This window comes from Streptomyces sp. NPDC087310 (assembly GCF_044744405.1).
Taxonomy (GTDB): Bacteria; Actinomycetota; Actinomycetes; order Streptomycetales; family Streptomycetaceae; genus Streptomyces.
Genome location: NZ_JBIUYF010000011.1, coordinates 85,721 through 100,749 on the forward strand (window position 1 = coordinate 85,721; position 15,029 = coordinate 100,749).

Annotated in this window: 13 protein-coding genes and 1 pseudogene; 3 read left to right on the plus strand and 11 right to left on the minus strand. The window is 72.6% G+C overall.

The window, feature by feature from the left end; translation table 11 throughout:
- Positions 1-112: 112 nt before the first annotated feature.
- The 3 genes from pepN to ACIO3P_RS35090 form a co-directional block, all read right to left on the minus strand.
- A complete protein-coding gene (gene pepN / locus ACIO3P_RS35080; protein ID WP_401850343.1) occupies positions 113-2,671 on the minus strand; it encodes an aminopeptidase N in 2,559 nt (852 codons plus the stop codon).
- 149 nt (positions 2,672-2,820) lie between these two features.
- On the minus strand, positions 2,821-3,222 hold the full coding sequence (locus ACIO3P_RS35085; RefSeq protein ID WP_401850344.1) for a chorismate mutase: 402 nt from the start codon (positions 3,220-3,222) through the stop codon (positions 2,821-2,823).
- An 11-nt stretch (positions 3,223-3,233) separates the two neighbouring features.
- A complete protein-coding gene (locus ACIO3P_RS35090) occupies positions 3,234-4,124 on the minus strand; it encodes an AraC family transcriptional regulator (protein ID WP_329826324.1) in 891 nt (296 codons plus the stop codon).
- Positions 4,125-4,273: 149 nt separating this feature from the next.
- On the opposite strand from ACIO3P_RS35090, the gene ACIO3P_RS35095 reads away from it, so the two are divergent.
- Positions 4,274-6,043 (plus strand): beta-galactosidase family protein, encoded by a 1,770-nt coding sequence (locus ACIO3P_RS35095; RefSeq protein ID WP_401850346.1) that lies wholly within the window; start codon positions 4,274-4,276, stop codon positions 6,041-6,043.
- 110 nt (positions 6,044-6,153) lie between these two features.
- On the opposite strand, the gene ACIO3P_RS35100 is transcribed toward ACIO3P_RS35095, so the two are convergent.
- A complete protein-coding gene (locus tag ACIO3P_RS35100) occupies positions 6,154-7,041 on the minus strand; it encodes a S1 family peptidase (RefSeq protein ID WP_401850348.1) in 888 nt (295 codons plus the stop codon).
- A 261-nt stretch (positions 7,042-7,302) separates the two neighbouring features.
- On the opposite strand from ACIO3P_RS35100, the gene ACIO3P_RS35105 reads away from it, so the two are divergent.
- Positions 7,303-8,196, plus strand: coding sequence for a hypothetical protein (locus tag ACIO3P_RS35105; protein WP_329826095.1), 894 nt, complete (start codon positions 7,303-7,305; stop codon positions 8,194-8,196).
- A 47-nt stretch (positions 8,197-8,243) separates the two neighbouring features.
- Positions 8,244-9,860, plus strand: a complete 1,617-nt coding sequence (locus ACIO3P_RS35110) for an ankyrin repeat domain-containing protein (protein ID WP_401850349.1) — start codon at positions 8,244-8,246, stop codon at positions 9,858-9,860.
- Between the two features lie 33 nt (positions 9,861-9,893).
- Here the strand turns inward: ACIO3P_RS35110 and ACIO3P_RS35115 are convergent, their stop codons facing one another.
- The 7 genes and pseudogenes from ACIO3P_RS35115 to ACIO3P_RS35145 all read right to left on the minus strand — a co-directional run bounded on the left by ACIO3P_RS35115 (position 9,894) and on the right by ACIO3P_RS35145 (position 14,734).
- A complete protein-coding gene (locus ACIO3P_RS35115; RefSeq protein ID WP_329826093.1) occupies positions 9,894-10,280 on the minus strand; it encodes a barstar family protein in 387 nt (128 codons plus the stop codon).
- Between the two features lie 31 nt (positions 10,281-10,311).
- Positions 10,312-10,701: a ribonuclease domain-containing protein gene (locus ACIO3P_RS35120; RefSeq protein ID WP_329826092.1), complete on the minus strand. Its 390-nt coding sequence runs from the start codon at positions 10,699-10,701 to the stop codon at positions 10,312-10,314.
- Positions 10,702-11,117: 416 nt separating this feature from the next.
- Positions 11,118-12,677: a DEAD/DEAH box helicase gene (locus ACIO3P_RS35125; RefSeq protein WP_329826091.1), complete on the minus strand. Its 1,560-nt coding sequence runs from the start codon at positions 12,675-12,677 to the stop codon at positions 11,118-11,120.
- Between the two features lie 117 nt (positions 12,678-12,794).
- Positions 12,795-12,998, minus strand: coding sequence for a cold-shock protein (locus ACIO3P_RS35130; RefSeq protein ID WP_015607926.1), 204 nt, complete (start codon positions 12,996-12,998; stop codon positions 12,795-12,797).
- 346 nt (positions 12,999-13,344) lie between these two features.
- Positions 13,345-13,839: pseudogene (locus ACIO3P_RS35135) on the minus strand (pyridoxamine 5'-phosphate oxidase family protein); the annotation flags it as partial.
- A gap of 420 nt (positions 13,840-14,259) precedes the next feature.
- Complete coding sequence (locus ACIO3P_RS35140; protein WP_329826090.1) at positions 14,260-14,499, minus strand: hypothetical protein; 240 nt, start codon at positions 14,497-14,499, stop codon at positions 14,260-14,262.
- Positions 14,483-14,734, minus strand: a complete 252-nt coding sequence (locus ACIO3P_RS35145) for a DUF6400 family protein (RefSeq protein WP_401850352.1) — start codon at positions 14,732-14,734, stop codon at positions 14,483-14,485. The genes ACIO3P_RS35140 and ACIO3P_RS35145 overlap by 17 nt, the downstream gene beginning before the upstream one ends.
- Positions 14,735-15,029 lie beyond the last annotated feature (295 nt).

The window sequence follows — 15,029 nt, forward strand, 5'->3', positions numbered from 1 at the left end:
ACACTCCGGGTGCAGCCGGGTGCAACCAGGGGCAGCCGGGTGCAGCCGGGGCGTCCGGTCCGCCGGGGCCGGCCTGGCGCGAGACCGGCCCCCGGTGGATTCCGTGCGCGGTTCAGCCCGTACGGACCCGCAGCGCGCGGGCCAGGTCGTCGATCTGGTCGACCAGCTTGCGGCGCAGGGACGGGATCATCTCCGTACCGTCCAGGCAGTTCCGGCCGAGGCGCAGCGCTTCCTCGTCGACGGCGTACGCGGGGAAGGCGTAGCGGCCGGCGGCGTCGGCGATGGCGGGGCCGCGGCGGTCGGCGAGGGCGACGGCCTCGGGGTAGAAGCGGGGGACGTACTCCCGTACGAGGTCTGCCTGTTCGGGCTGCCAGAAGCCCTTGGCGGTGGCGGTGAAGAGGTAGTTGGACAGCTCGTCGGTCTCGAAGAGCCGGGCCCAGGCGCGGGCCTTGGCCTCCGGGTCGGGGAGGGCGGCGCGGCAGTGGGCGGCGCCTTCCTGGCCGGTGGCGCTGGGGTCGCGGTCGAGTTCGGCGTCGATGGTGGCGGTGTCGACGGCGCCGAGGACGGCGAGGCGGGTGAGGACGCGCCAGCGCAGTTCGGGGTCGAGTTCGGGGCCGCCGGGGACGCTGCCGGAGTCGAGCCAGTCCTGGAGGGGGTCGGGCTGGGTGGCGGCGTCGATGAAGTGGCGTACGGCGGTGAGGCGCAGGCCGGGGTGGTTGCCGTCCTCGGTGCGGCGGATGAGGTCGCGGCAGAGGGCGGTGAGGGTGGCGAGCGCGGCGGGCCGCTGTCCGGCGGTGAGGTAGCGGTCGGTGATCTGGGCGGCGGCGAAGGCGAGGACGCCTTCGGCGAGGGCGACGTCGGTCTCGTGGGGCAGGTGGGTGCGGGCGGCGTCGAGGTAGGCGGTGGGGGCGAGTTCCCCGTCGCGGACCATGTCGCGGGCGGCGTTCCACAGGACGGTACGGGTGAGGGGTTCGGGGATGCCGGAGAGGGCGCGCAGCGCGGTGTCCCAGGAGGGCGCGTCGAGGCGGACCTTGGCGTAGGTGTAGTCGCCGTCGTTGAGGAGGACGAGGGCGGGCCTGCGGCCGGGGAGGGTGAGGGGCTCGGTGAGGGGGAGGTCGAGTTCGAGCCGGTCGCGTGCGACGAGGCGGGCGGGGTGGGCGCCGTCGTCGGGGGCGGTGTCGTACGTGCCGACGGTGAGGCGGTGGGGGCGGCTGCCGTCGCGGTCGACGTCGAGGGTCCAGCGGGTGGCGTGGTCGGTGACCCTGGGGGTGAGGGTGTCGACGCCGGTGGTACGGAGCCACTGCTCGGCCCAGGCGTGGACGTCGCGGTCGGTGGCGTGGGCGAGGGAGTCGATGAAGTCGGCGAGGGTGGCGTTGCCGAACTTGTGGCGGGCGAAGTGGGTGTTGATGCCGGCGAGGAAGTCCTTCTCGCCGAGCCAGGCGACGAGTTGGCGGAGCGCGGAGGCGCCCTTGGCGTAGGAGATGCCGTCGAAGTTGAGGAGCGCCGAGGCGGTGTCGGGGACGGCGGCGGGGTCGGGGGCGACGGGGTGGGTGGAGGGGCGCTGGTCGGCGTCGTACCCCCAGCCCTTGCGCCAGATGCCGAAGTCGACCCAGGTGTCGGTGAAGCGGGTGGCCTCGGTGAGGGTCTGGTAGCCCATGTACTCGGCGAAGGACTCGTTGAGCCAGATGTCGTCCCACCAGGTGAGGGTGACGAGGTCGCCGAACCACATGTGGGCCATTTCGTGGGCGATGACCATGGCGCGGGTCTGGCGCTCGTTGTCGGTGACGGCGGAGCGGTAGACGAACTCGTCGCGGAAGGTGACGAGGCCGGGGTTCTCCATGGCGCCCGCGTTGAACTCGGGGACGAATGCCTGGTCGTAGGAGTCGAAGGGGTACGGCTCCTCGAACTTCTCGTGGTAGCGGTCGTAGCAGGCGCGGGTGACCTCGAAGATCTCGTCGGCGTCGGTGTCGAGGTGGGGTGCGAGGGAGCGGCGGCAGTGGATGCCGAAGGGCAGGCCGGCGTGTTCGGTGCGGATGCTGTGCCAGGGGCCCGCGGCGACGGCGACGAGGTAGGTGGAGATGCGGGGAGTGGGGGCGAGACTCCAGTGGCCCGCGCCGCCCTGCGCCTTCCCGCCCTGCCCCTTCCCGCTCTGCTCCGTGCCCCCGTGCTCCGGGCCGGTCCGCTCGGCGATTCCGTTGCCGAGGACGGTCCACCGGTCGGGCGCGGTGACGGTCAGCTCGAAGACGGCCTTGAGGTCGGGCTGGTCGAAGGCGGCGAAGACGCGCTGGACGTCCTCCATGAAGAGCTGGGTGTAGACGTACGTCTCGCCGTCGGTGGGGTCGGTGAAGCGGTGCATGCCCTCGCCGGTACGGGAGTACCGCATGGCGGCGTCGACGCGCAGCTCGTGCGCGCCCGGGGTGAGCCCGGTGAGCGCGAGCCGGTTCCCGTCGAGGGCGGCGGGGTCCAGGGGCGCGCCGTCGAGGGTGACGGTGCGCAGGGTGGCGGGCTTCAGCTCGACGAAGGTGTCTCCGGCCGCCCGGGCCGTGAACTGTATGACGGTGCTGGAGTCGAAGGTGTCCTCGCCGGTGGTCAGATCGAGGGCGATCGTGTACCGCTGGACGTCGAGGAGCCGGGCTCGGGTCTGCGCTTCGTCGCGCGTCAGTACGGACATGGAGCCATGCTGCCCGATGGTCCTGGGGCCGCGCAGCAAGGTTCTTTGCGCTGTGAGCGCACGGATCCCGCCGCCGGATCCCCCCTTCAGGGGGCGTGGCGGGATCCGTCTCAGGCGTGGTGCTCAGGCGCCGTACTCAGGCGTGGTGCTCAGGCGTCGTGGCCGCGGCTCTCGCCGGCGATCGTCTCGTGGTGGCGGATCACCTCGGCGATGATGAAGTTGAGCAGCTTCTCCGCGAAGGCCGGGTCGAGGCGGGCGCTCTTCGCGAGCTGGCGCAGCCGGGTGATCTGGCGGGCCTCGCGGGCCGGGTCGGCCGGGGGGAGGTGGTGTTCCGCCTTGAGGAAGCCGACCTGCTGGGTGGCTTTGAAGCGTTCGGCGAGCATGTGTACGACGGCGGCGTCGATGTTGTCGATGCTCTCGCGGAGCCGGGTCAGCTCGGACTGCACCGACGCGTCGATGGGGCTGCCGCTACCGCTGTCGCTACGGCTACCGCTGTCGCCGTAGCCGTCGCCGTCGCTGGCAGGAGGGGTGCCGGGGTCGCTCGTGGTCATGGTCAGGCAGCTTAGACGGAGCGGGGCCCCGGGCTCCCGGGGTGGTCAGAATGCGGGATCCCCTCTTCCGGTACGCCCGGCACCGTACGGCTCTGCTGCTCCCGGAACCGTACGGGCGCGGTCCCGACCCGGCGGGTGAACAGCCGGGAGAAGTAGGCGGGGTCGTCGTAGCCGACCCGGCGGGCGACGGCCGCGACGGGGAGTTCGGTGGCCACGAGGAGTTCCTTGGCGTGGCCGAGGCGGATCCCCAGCAGGTAGTCCTTCGGGCTGCGCCCGGAGGCCCGGCGTACGGCGGTGCGCAGGGCGGCCGGGGTCATCCCGTGGCGGGCCGCGTGGTCGGCGACCGTGAGCGGCCGGCAGGCGTCGCGGGCGAGCGCCTGGAGTACGGGGTCGCCCTCGGCGTCGGTGTCGGCGCGGGCGCGGCGCAGGGCGACGAGCAGTTCGTGGACGGCGGCGCCGGTCTCGACTTCGAGCAGGGGGTTGCCGTGGCGGGCTGCGCGGGCGATCCGGGCGACGGCGGCGCGGGCGTCGGTCGCGTCGGAGAGGGGGACGACGGGCCGGTCGGGTTCGATGTAGCCGAGTTCCGTGTAGGTGGCGGTGGCGGGTCCGGCGAAGTCGACGAAGCTCTCGTCCCAGCCACCCTGCCGGTCGGGGCCGTAGTGGTGGGCGACGCCGGGCGTGAGCCAGAGCAGCGCGGGCGCGGTGACGGTGGTGCGGCGTCCGTCGGCGGAGCGGAACCAGCCGCTGCCCGTGCTGATGACGACGGCGACGTGGTGGTCGAGGGTGCGGGGTCCGACGACGGGGATGGCGCCCTGCTGGAGGCCGACGCCGAGGCAGACGAGCCCGAGCCCGTGGTGGACCGGGCCGGGGCTGAAGAACCGCATCCAGGTGTGGTACGTCATCCGGTACGTCGTCCCCTCCCCCGGCCTGCTCCCCGCCGTTCCGTCCAACCAGTGCTGATCTTTGTCCATGGACCGTGCCGACGCCACCGGGAGAGGGTTGGTCCGGCAGACGCGACGGCGGACAACCAGAACGGACGGTGGCTGAGCCGATGACCGGATTCACGGTGGGGAAAGAGCACTTCGAGGTGGACGGCCGTCCGGTACGGCTGCTGTCCGGCGCGCTGCACTACTTCCGGGTCCATGAGGAGCACTGGACGCACCGGCTCGGGATGCTGCGCGCGATGGGCCTCAACTGTGTGGAGACGTACGTCCCGTGGAACCTGCACGAGCCGGAGCCCGGCCGGTTCCACGAGGTCGCGGCGCTCGGCAGGTTCCTGGACGCGGCGCACGCGGCCGGGCTGTGGGCGATCGTCCGGCCGGGCCCGTACATCTGCGCGGAGTGGGAGAACGGCGGGCTGCCGCACTGGCTGACGGGGCCGCTGGGCGCGCGGGTGCGGACCAGGGACACGGCGTTCCTGGGTGCGGTGGGGCGCTGGTACGGGGAGCTGCTGCCGCAGGTGGCGGCCAGGGAGCTCGGCCGGGGCGGTCCGGTGATCATGGTGCAGGTGGAGAACGAGTACGGGAGTTACGGCACCGACCAGGTCTATCTGGAGCGGCTGACGGAGCTGACGCGCGCCTGCGGGATCACGGTTCCGCTGGTCACCTCGGACGGCCCCGAGGAGCACATGCTGACGGGCGGCATGGTGCCGGGGCTGCTCGCGACCGTCAACTTCGGTTCGGGCGCGGGCGCGGCCTTCGAGACGCTGCGCCGGTACCGTCCCGAGGGCCCGCTGATGTGCATGGAGTTCTGGTGCGGCTGGTTCGAGCACTGGGGCGGCAAGCCGGTCGTACGGGATCCCGCGGACGCGGCGGGCGCGCTGCGGGAGGTCCTGGAGGCGGGCGCCTCCGTCAATGTGTACATGGCGCACGGCGGGACGAACTTCGCCGGGTGGGCCGGGGCGAACCGGGCCGGTGAGCTGAACGGCGGGGCGCTGGAGCCGGATGTGACGTCGTACGACTACGACGCGCCGATCGACGAGGCCGGCCGCCCGACGGAGAAGTTCCGGCTGTTCCGTGAGGTGTTCGCGGAGTACCAGGAGGGTCCGCTGCCCGAGATCCCGCAGGCGCCGCCCGTGCTGGCCGCGCCCGTGACGGCGGAGTTCACCGGGTGGGCGCCGCCGGACGCGGTCCTGGAGACGCTCGGCGGCCCCGAGTCGCGGTCGGTGCTGCCCCCGACGTTCGAGGAGCTGGGCGTGGACCGGGGGCTGGTCCGCTACCGCGTGGACATTCCGGGTCCGCGTACCCCGCAGCGGCTCACGCTGGCCGGGCTGCGCGATCTGGCGGTGGTGTACGTGGACGGCGTACGGGCCCAGGCGGGCACCCTGAGCGACGGGGAGCCGGCGCTGACGGAGCCGGTGGCCGGGCCCGCGTCCGTGGAGATCTGGGTGGAGTCGCTGGCGCGGATCAACTACGGGCCGAGCCTGGGCGAGTCGAAGGGCATCACGGGCGGGGTGCTGCACGAGCGGCAGTATCTGCACGGGGTACGGGCGCGGGGGCTGCGGCTCGACGCGTTCGACGACGCGGAGGCGGTGGCCCGGATCCCGTACGGGGCGGTGCCGGAAGGGCTGCCGGACGGAGGGCGTGAACGCGGGCTGTACCGGGCCGCGTTCACGGTCACGGGCGCGGGTGACGCCCGGCTGACGCTGCCGTCCTGGACCCGGGGCTTCGTCTGGGTGAACGGTTTCTGCCTGGGCCGCTACTGGTCCGCGGGCCCGCAGGAGTCGCTGTACGTCCCGGGGCCGGTGCTGCGCGAGGGCGCCAACGAGCTGTGGGTCCTGGAGCTGGACGCCGCGGGTGAGCCCCGGGCGCATCTGGCCTGAGCGCCTGAGAACCCGAGAGCCTGAGAGCCTGAGACGCACGGATCAGGGGGCGTGCACCGGACCGGCGGGTCCGGTGCACGCCCCCTCATGTCACGGTGTGCGGACGGGCACTAGAGAGTGGCCGCGGCCGAGGCGATCGCGGAGGCGAAGGTCGAGACCTCGGTGTAGACGCCGGGGTAGCCGGGCCGGGCGCAGCCGTTGCCCCAGCTCACGATGCCGACCTGGACGAAGGCGCCGGAGTTGTCGGTACGGAACATCGGGCCGCCCGAGTCACCCTGGCAGGTGTCGGTGCCACCGCTCGCGTAACCGGCGCAGATCTCCTCGCTGGCTATGATGTCGCCGCCGTACGAGGAGTTGCAGCTCGCGTCGGAGACGAACGGCACGGTCGCCTTGAGCAGGTAGCGCTGCTGGGCGCCGCCCTCGGTGGCCGCGCCCCAGCCGGCGACGGTGAAGTTGCCGGTGTTGTACTGCGTGGTGGTCGCGATCTTCAGCGTCGCCTGGTTGATCGGCGACGCGAGCTTGATCAGCGCCCAGTCCTTGCCCGAGCCGTTGTAGCCGGGGGCCTGGAGGACCTTGGTGGACTTGACCTTGATGGCGCTGGTGCTCTGGAGGTCCACGACACCCGCGGTGGCGGTGATGCTCGTGTTGTTGCCCGAGCCGCTCACACAGTGCGCGGCGGTCAGCACGATGGTCGATGAGTACAGCGAGCCGCCACAGCCCATGGAGAGCCGGACCATGAAGGGGAATTCACCCTGGGCGGCGCGGGTGCCGCCGACGACGGGCGGGGCGAGGGGCGCGGCGGCCTGAGCGGCCGGCGCCGGCAGCGGCGACGCGGAGGCGGAGGACGGCTGAAGGCTGATGGCGGCGAGAGCGACGGCGCCGACGGCGGCGCATCTCTTCAGGGCACCAAGAATGTTCAACGGTCTGCCTTTCGTGGGGGATGCGTGTGGGGGCACTGCACCGGGCCCGGGTCGACGCGCGTTGCGTCGCGATGACATGGGCCCGACAAGAAAGCGTGATCCGGATTATGCGGAGGGAATACGCCGCGCCACAAGAACCATGTTTCGGCCACCACGCGAGATCACTTGTCGGCCACTGCCCGCTGACCGGACGCCCCACAGATGCCTGAAGGCCCCCCGTCGGCCGGACATCGACGCGGTGCGCTCCCGCGCTCCGTCCGGGCACCGCCGTACAGTTGACGGGTGCGGGCTCGACCGCCCCGCGAGCCGGACACGGGGCAGGCGGAGGGGGCAGAGGACGTGACAGACGGCGGCGCGGTCGTCCACGGTTATCCGCATCTGGACACGGTGCGGGCCGCGATCACCGCGCTCTACCACCGGCTCTCGGCCGACGGGATCCGGGCGTACGCCCCCAGCGTGGCCCCGGCCGATGTCGCCTTCTCCGATCTGGACGATCTCCATCTGGGCACCCAGCGGGTGGCGCACGCCCTGGTGCAGCAGCTCCGGCTGCCCGACGCGCGCGTGATCGTGAGTTTCCGGGAGATGACGCACGCGGCCAACGTGGAGCTGGCGGCGGGCCCCGAATACTTCGTCGAACTCAACGACCGCTTCCGTACCCACCGCAGGGACATCGGCGCCGCGCTCGCCCACGAGATCACCCATGTCCTGCTGCACCGGCTGGGGCTGAGCTTCCCCGGCACCCGGGACAACGAGATCCTCACCGACACGGCCACCACCTACCTGGGCGCGGGCTGGCTGCTGCTCGACGCGTACCGCGAGGACCGCGACTCCAGCCAGAAGCTCGGCTATCTGACGCCGGAGGAGTTCGGCTACGTCCTCGCCAAGCGCGCGGAGGTCTTCGACGAGGATCCGCGGATCTGGTTCACGAGCCCGCAGGGGTACACGTCGTATACGAAAGGCAGCGCACAGGCGCAGCGCGACGAGCAGCAGCCGCCGCTGACGACCGCGGGGTGGACGGGCCGCCATCGCTACGCCAAGGACCGCCGCTACGCGCTCGACCACCCGGGCGCCGCCCCCGACCCCGCGGCGCCGTACGCCTTCGAGACCCTGCCGGACGGGCTGCGCGTCTCGTTCCCCTGCCCGACGTGTCTCCAGCGGATCCGGGTACCCGTACGCGGACGGGTCAGGGCGCGGTGCGGGCTCTGCGGGACCGTGCTGCACTGCGACACCTGAGCGAATCGCGAGTAACACGGCCGGCTCGGGAAACGTAGGGTCGAAGCATGACGAAAGAGGCGGCAGCAGGCGTCACCGACCTGTTCGAGGCGGTGAGCGACGGCGAGGACGACACCGTCGTACGGCTGCTCAGGGCAGGCGTGTCGGCCGAGGCGACCGACACGGACGGCGAGACGATCCTGTACCGGGCGGCGGTCGGCGACGAGCCGGGGATGGTACGGCTGCTGCTCGCGGCGGGCGCCGATCCGCAGCGCGCGAGCGGCCCCGAGGGCTGGGACCTGCCGCTGTGCGCGGCGGCCTGCGGCGGCCACACCGAGGTCGTACGGGCGCTGCTCGCGGCCGGCGCGGCGCCGGACGGCCGGGAGGCGTTCGACTACACGGCCATCGCGTGGGCGGTGGTGCAGGGGTTCGCGGACACGGCGGAGACCCTGCTGGAGTACGGCGCGGACCCGGATCTGCCGGGCCCGGGCGGGGAGGCGCCCCTGGTACTGGCGGCCCGGCGCGGCTCGACGGCGACCGTACGCGTGCTGCTGCGGTACGGCGCCGGCGCGCGCGACGGCGGATCCGTGTACGGCGGCGGATCCCCTGCCGAGGAGGCGCACGCGGACTCCGGCACGCGCGGGGCGGCGCTCGCCGAGGCGCGGCGCTGGATGGCCCTCGACGTCGAACAGGAGCTGCGGGCCGGGCTGTTGAGCGCCTACGGCGAGGGGTACGAGACGGTGGTGCGCCGGATCCGGGAGGAGGGTTCGGAGACGGTCGTCGTCGAACTGCTGCGGGACGGGGGCAGGGGCCCCGTGGCCGGGCGCGAGCAGCAGACCGGACACGCGGCCGTCGTGACCCTGCTGGAGGCGGAGCTGGGGATCGCGCCGCCCTACGAGGAGCTGGCGGGGCGCGCGCTGGGCTGCGGGGATCCGGACCGGGACGACTGGATCGAGGCGGTCGCCGCGCTGTGGCGGCGCGGCGACGAGGAAACGTTCCTGACCTGCGCCGCGTGGTGCGCGAGCGACGAACCGCTGCGGCAGGCGTTCGCCGCCGACGTACTGGCCCGCCTGGGCGCGACGGGCGGCGACGGGACGGGCGGGACCGGTGCGACCCCGGAGGCGGCCGACGGCGGCTCCCCGTTCGCGGCGCGCGCGGTGCCCCTGCTGCGGGAGCTGTCCCGGCAGGCGGTGGAGCCGGAGCTGATCAGCTCGGTCGTGGTGGCGCTGGGCCAGCACGGCGATCCGGCCGCGCTGCCGGAGATCCTGCGCCACACGGCGCACCCGGACGCGGGGGTACGGCGCCGGGTCGCCGTCGCGCTCACCGGCCTCGTACCGGCGGACCATCAGGACGGCGTACGGGCGGAGCTGCTGCTGAGCCGGGACGCGGACGCCGCGGTCAGGGACCGGGCGGTGCTGGCCCTGGCGGCGCTGGAGGCGGACACGTACGAGATCCGTGAGGCGCTGGCGGCCCGGCTGAACGAGCCGGACGCGGAGACCGCGGCGCGCGCGGCGTGGGGGCTGGCGGTACGGCGCGACCCCCGGGCGGTGGCCGCGCTGGAGCGGATCCTGCTGGACGAGGATCCGGCGGGGCGGGCGCGCAGGACGGCGGTGGAGGCGGTGGCGTACGTACCGAAGGGCCCGGAGCGGCGGCGCCTGGAGTGCACACTCCCGCGCCGCCGCTGACGGACCGTACGTTTCCCACCGCCGGGCGGTGGTTCAGAGGAGCCGCAGCGTCCCGGGGGCCTCTTCCTCGATGAGCTGGACCAGCTCGTCGTAGACCGTGGGCCCCCGGCCCGCGAGGGCGTCCTCCAGCCGGGCCCGCGCGGCGGGCCGGTTGTCCGGATGCGTGCGCTCCAGCCGCCGCTGGAGCGTCCGCACGGTCTCCTCCTGGCCGAGTGCCCGGCGCGACAGCTCGTGCCGGTGCCATTCGATGACGAAGTCGCCGTCGTCCGGCGTCCCGTAGCCGCCGCGCAGACAGTCCGCGAGCGAGTCGAGGTTGCCCCCGAAGTACCCGTCGGGCCCGTTCACGGCGGCGCCGATCACCTGCCAGAAGCGGTCGAGGCCGGTGACCTCCGCCCCGTCGATCACATATGTCACCGTCATGGGACGGAGGTTACCTTCCGTGGAGCCGGTTTCAGCAGGAGTACTTGACGAGCGAGAACGACGCGTAGTGGTCGGCCGTGTAGTAGTCCTCGCTGGCCCTGGAGCCGGTGACGATGCGGCGCGCGCCGCGGTTCGAGGAGCCCGGCGTGATGACGGTGTACTCGTGGTAGTAGCTGGCGGACTGGCTCGGCAGGATGCCTTCCCGGTTCTGGAAGACGCCGCCGTCCTGGGAGTACGGGTACGGCCCGCCGGCGTCGATCAGGTCGAGCGTGTCGTGCGCCTGGGACGGCAGGTTGGAGTAGCAGATGCTGCCGACCGCGGTGGGGGCGGCGGTGGCGGTAGCGGTGACTCCACCGACGAGCAGAGTCGAGACCAGAGCGGCGAGGCCACCAAGGGTGGCGATACGTGGGGGAATTCGCATGCCTCATGATGACGCGCGTAGACGTGCACACGTCAATAACAACCGCGTGGAATTTCCCCGAAGTTAACCGTCCGCCCCGGCCGGGCGCTCCCCGTACACCGCCCCGTGCGCTCCCGGTACACGGCCCGTGCGCCGCCTCATCCCGCGGGCCGGGGGGGGGGGGGCCGGGGGGGGGGGGGGGCGGGGGGGGGGGGGGCGCGGGGGGGGGGGGGGGGGGGGGGGGGGGGGCGCGCGGCGGCGCGGCTCGCCGCCCCCCCCCCCCCCCGCGCCCCGCGCCCCGCCCCCCCGCCCCCCCCCCCCCCCCCCCCCCCCCCCCCCCCCCCCCCCCCCCCCCCCCCCGGAACGCCCCCAGGAACGAGTGGGGCCCGGTGGCGTGTTCCTCCACGCCACCGGGCCCCACCTGCTGATGTTCTCGCTCAGGCGGCCGTACGCCGGCCTCCCTGGGCGCCACGGCCCGAGCCGCCCGCCCCGCTGGAACTGCCGGAACCGCCGGAGCCACCGCGGCGGCCACGGCTGCCGCGTGACGAACCGCCACCGGTCGCGCCCGCTCCGCCACCCGTGTTGCTCCGGGCCGGACGGGACGTCCGCGTCCGCTGCGCCTTGGGCTTCTGCTGGACCACGGGCTGCGGCACCTCGATGGTGACGGCCACCCCGGAGGGCACCCGCGCACCGGTGAGCGTCGCCAGCTCCTCGTCCGTGGACTTGATCCGCGCGGACCTCGGCGCGATCCCCGCGTCGGACATCAGCCGGGTCATCTCACGCCGCTGCTCGGGCAGGACCAGCGTGACCACACTGCCGGACTCCCCCGCCCTGGCGGTGCGCCCGCCGCGGTGGAGGTAGTCCTTGTGGTCGACGGGCGGGTCCACGTTCACGACCAGGTCGAGATCGTCGACATGGATGCCACGCGCCGCGACATTGGTCGCGACGAGGCAGGTGACCAGGCCGTTCTTGAACTGTTCGAGCGTCCGGTTGCGCTGCGGCTGCGAACGGCCGCCGTGCAGCCCCGAGGCCCGTACACCGCTCGCCAGCAGCCGCTTGACCAGCCGGTCCACGGAGCGCTTGGTGTCCAGGAAGAGCAGCACCCGGCCGTCCCGCGCGGCGATCCGCGTGGTGACTTCCTTCTTGTCCGTCTCGTCCAGGACGTACAGCACGTGGTGCTCCATCGTGGTGACCGCGCCCTGGGACGGGTCGACGGAGTGCACGACGGGGTCGGTGAGGTACTGCCGTACGAGCCGGTCGATGTTCTTGTCCAGCGTCGCCGAGAACAGCATCCGCTGCCCGTCCGGCTCGACCTGCTTGAGCAGCGCCGTGACCTGCGGCATGAAGCCCATGTCGGCCATCTGGTCGGCCTCGTCCAGCACGGTGATCGCGACCTGGTCGAGCCGGCACTCGCCGCGCTCGATGAGGTCCTTCAGCCGTCCGGGCGTGGCCACGAGCACCTCGGCGCCGCGCCGCAGCGCGCCCGCCTGCTTGCCGATGGAGAGCCCGCCGACGACCGTGGTCAGCTTCAGGTTGACGGCGGTCGCGTACGGGGTGAGCGCGTCGGTGACCTGCTGCGCCAGCTCGCGGGTGGGCACCAGCACGAGGGCGAGCGGCGCGCGCGGCTCGGCGCGGCGTCCCGCCGTACGGGCCAGCAGCGCCAGACCGAAGGCGAGCGTCTTGCCGGAACCGGTCCGTCCACGGCCGAGGATGTCCCGGCCGGCGAGGGAGTTCGGCAGGGTCGCGCCCTGGATCGGGAAGGGTTGGGTGACGCCCTGGGCGGTGAGGGTTTTCAGCAGCCCTGCGGGCATGTCCAGCTCGTCGAACGCCTCGACGGCGGGCAGTGCGGGGGTGAGAGTCTCCGGCAGCGTGAACTCCTGCGGCCGGGCGGGGGCGCGGCGGGCGGGGGCCTTCGCAGCTCCTCCCCTGGCGCGGGAGTTCACCGGGCGCTTACCGGCAGGTCGGGGTGCACGTGCCGGGCGTTCGGATCGAGTCATTCGGTACTAGCCTTCCTGGGCCTGAGGACGGCCTGGGCATGTGGCCTGAGGACAGCGCGAGCCGGGGCCCGCACCGTGCAGGTGCGAGCCCCGGCTGCGAGGTACAACGTCCGGGAATTAGGCCGGGACGATGTTCTCCGCCTGCGGGCCCTTCTGGCCCTGCGTGACGTCGAACGAGACCTTCTGGCCCTCCTGGAGCTCACGGAAGCCCTGGGTGGCGATGTTCGAGTAGTGGGCGAAGACGTCGGCGCCGCCGCCGTCCTGCTCGATGAAGCCGAAGCCCTTTTCCGAGTTGAACCACTTCACGGTGCCAGTAGCCATGTCATTCTCCTAAAACAGGTGCAGAGCCGGAAATCCGCACTTTACGGATTCCTCGTCGCCGCATTGAGCCCCATCCGGAGAAGCCGGCAAAAACAATAATGCGCCTGAGGAACATTCCCGTCAGGCGCACATAAAGTTCATGGGTACCAAAACTGCAACGCAGTCAGCCTAGCACGCCTCGGCGGTGGAGATCGAGTGGGACACCCCACATGATCGCACCCTTGTGTCACCGGCCCCCGCGTGTGTCTTCTCGAACCCCTTCGCGACGATCCACCTGGAGATCATCACCGGGGTGACGATCTCCGGGGTGATGATCCCCGGGGGCATCGAAGGGATCCTCGCGGATCGGGCCGTCACCCGGGTCGCGCCGCAGGGTGCGGACCGGACTCCCCGGCCGCCAGACCCGTACCACCAGGTCAGACCCGTCGAGGGAGGTCTCCACGACCTCCTCGGGGATGACCCGGAAGAGCAGGAACGGCTCCGGCGGCGACAACTCATCGACAAACCGCGCCCGCACCTCCTCGTCCCGTACCTCCACCGCGCGCCCGCCGATCCTGACGTCTCCGTCCGCCATTCGGTCATCCGGCCCGGGATTCGCTTGGACAGCGAATCGCGGATCGCGTCCGAGATCCTGCGCCTTCCGCGAATGGGGCATCATCCCGAGCCACAACTCCCCCCACCGGAAGGTGACTTCGAGCCCGGTGACGCGCGGGGCGCCGTCTTTTCTGAGGGTGGCGAGCACATGGTGGGAGTACTTCTCGAATCGCCGCTGAACGCCCTCGGCGAAGCGCGGCTCAGCCGAGGCGAAATCGGCCCAGGTGTCGGCCCAGGTGAATGTCATGGGGACAGCCAACCGTGGATACCCGACATCCTCTGTCGCCATTTAGCGCGCGTTCAACCGGGGCCGGTCGGGGTGGGCCGGGGGTGCCTCATGACGGGCGGTCCACCCCCTCCCCGGTCCGATGATCGCGGCTCCGGGCCGGTTCGCCCTGCGGGGCACGCGGCGGTGGAGTGGGGCAGCCCGGCTTTCGTCAAGCGTCCGTCGACCGGCCGTGCGCTGGGCTTCATGCCCCGCTGGTCACTCGCCATGGGTGGGGCCGGTGGTGAATGGTGCTGCGGAGAGGCAGTGCGGGAGGCCGATCGGGGCTCTGCCTGCCCCTAACGCGGGGTTTATGACCCGATTTACCCCACCGGATCGACAGATTGGCAGTCCGTTGTTCCGTTTACGCGTGCACCGGGCGGGTCGTTCGGCGGGCCCGGGTCAGGAGCAGGGGCCGCCGGGGCGAGGGATGCCGGGGCGGGTGTTCCATGACCACAGGTGCGTGCAGCGCGGGCACTGGAGGTGGACGACCGGTCCGCTGTTGGAGATCAGGTAGCGCCAGTGCTCGCCGCAGTTACGGCGGTCGGCGCAGGTCGCGCAGTGGCGGGCGTCGTCACAGACGGGGCAGGCCACCCAGGCGCGGCGGGCGGGGTCCGCCTGGGGGTCAATGGGTAGCCGCACGACCCGGGCCCTCCCCTGGCAGGACACCGGCGGCCACCAGCATGTCGTAGGTGCGCTGCTGCTCGGCGTCCAGACCCGAGTAGAGGAGGGCATACGCCTCGTCCTCGCCCCGGAGGGCGGCCACCGGGTCCCAGTCGGGGCCGAGCGCGGCCATGACCTCGGTCCGTCGCCGGGCTTCCTCGAAGGTCAGGTCGATCGTGAAGGGGGTGAGTTCGTTGGCGTTGTCCTGGTTCATGGTGAGACTTCCGGTGCGCGGAGGGGACCCCACCATCCCTACCAGGCGCTCCCAGCAACAGGGAAGGGTGGCCTAGTCTCCGCCGGACCGTCCAGGCCGTGCTCCGCCCGGCCCGGCGACAGGGCGCCCATCGGATCGGCCGACAGCGGTGGGCCGTTGCCTCCGCCGGGCACCGACCGGCGGACATCTCCCGCCCCGCGCCGCTGTGACGCACCTCATGGCCCGCACCACAGGGTCGTCCGATACCTGAGATCCACCCCCAGCCGCCCCCGATCACGGCGGGTGACCAGCGGTG

Excerpts from the sequence above, each read along its gene's own strand:
- ACIO3P_RS35100 (WP_401850348.1), bottom strand. The coding sequence starts at position 7,041 with ATGTCATCGCGACGCAACGCGCGTCGACCCGGGCCCGGTGCAGTGCCC.
- ACIO3P_RS35145 (WP_401850352.1), bottom strand. The coding sequence starts at position 14,734 with ATGAACCAGGACAACGCCAACGAACTCACCCCCTTCACGATCGACCTG.
- ACIO3P_RS35110 (WP_401850349.1), top strand. The coding sequence starts at position 8,244 with ATGACGAAAGAGGCGGCAGCAGGCGTCACCGACCTGTTCGAGGCGGTG.
- ACIO3P_RS35085 (WP_401850344.1), bottom strand. The coding sequence starts at position 3,222 with ATGACCACGAGCGACCCCGGCACCCCTCCTGCCAGCGACGGCGACGGC.
- ACIO3P_RS35090 (WP_329826324.1), bottom strand. The coding sequence starts at position 4,124 with ATGACGTACCACACCTGGATGCGGTTCTTCAGCCCCGGCCCGGTCCAC.
- pepN (WP_401850343.1), bottom strand. The coding sequence starts at position 2,671 with ATGTCCGTACTGACGCGCGACGAAGCGCAGACCCGAGCCCGGCTCCTC.
- ACIO3P_RS35130 (WP_015607926.1), bottom strand. The coding sequence starts at position 12,998 with ATGGCTACTGGCACCGTGAAGTGGTTCAACTCGGAAAAGGGCTTCGGC.
- ACIO3P_RS35095 (WP_401850346.1), top strand. The coding sequence starts at position 4,274 with ATGACCGGATTCACGGTGGGGAAAGAGCACTTCGAGGTGGACGGCCGT.
- ACIO3P_RS35120 (WP_329826092.1), bottom strand. The coding sequence starts at position 10,701 with ATGCGAATTCCCCCACGTATCGCCACCCTTGGTGGCCTCGCCGCTCTG.
- ACIO3P_RS35115 (WP_329826093.1), bottom strand. The coding sequence starts at position 10,280 with ATGACGGTGACATATGTGATCGACGGGGCGGAGGTCACCGGCCTCGAC.
- ACIO3P_RS35125 (WP_329826091.1), bottom strand. The coding sequence starts at position 12,677 with ATGACTCGATCCGAACGCCCGGCACGTGCACCCCGACCTGCCGGTAAG.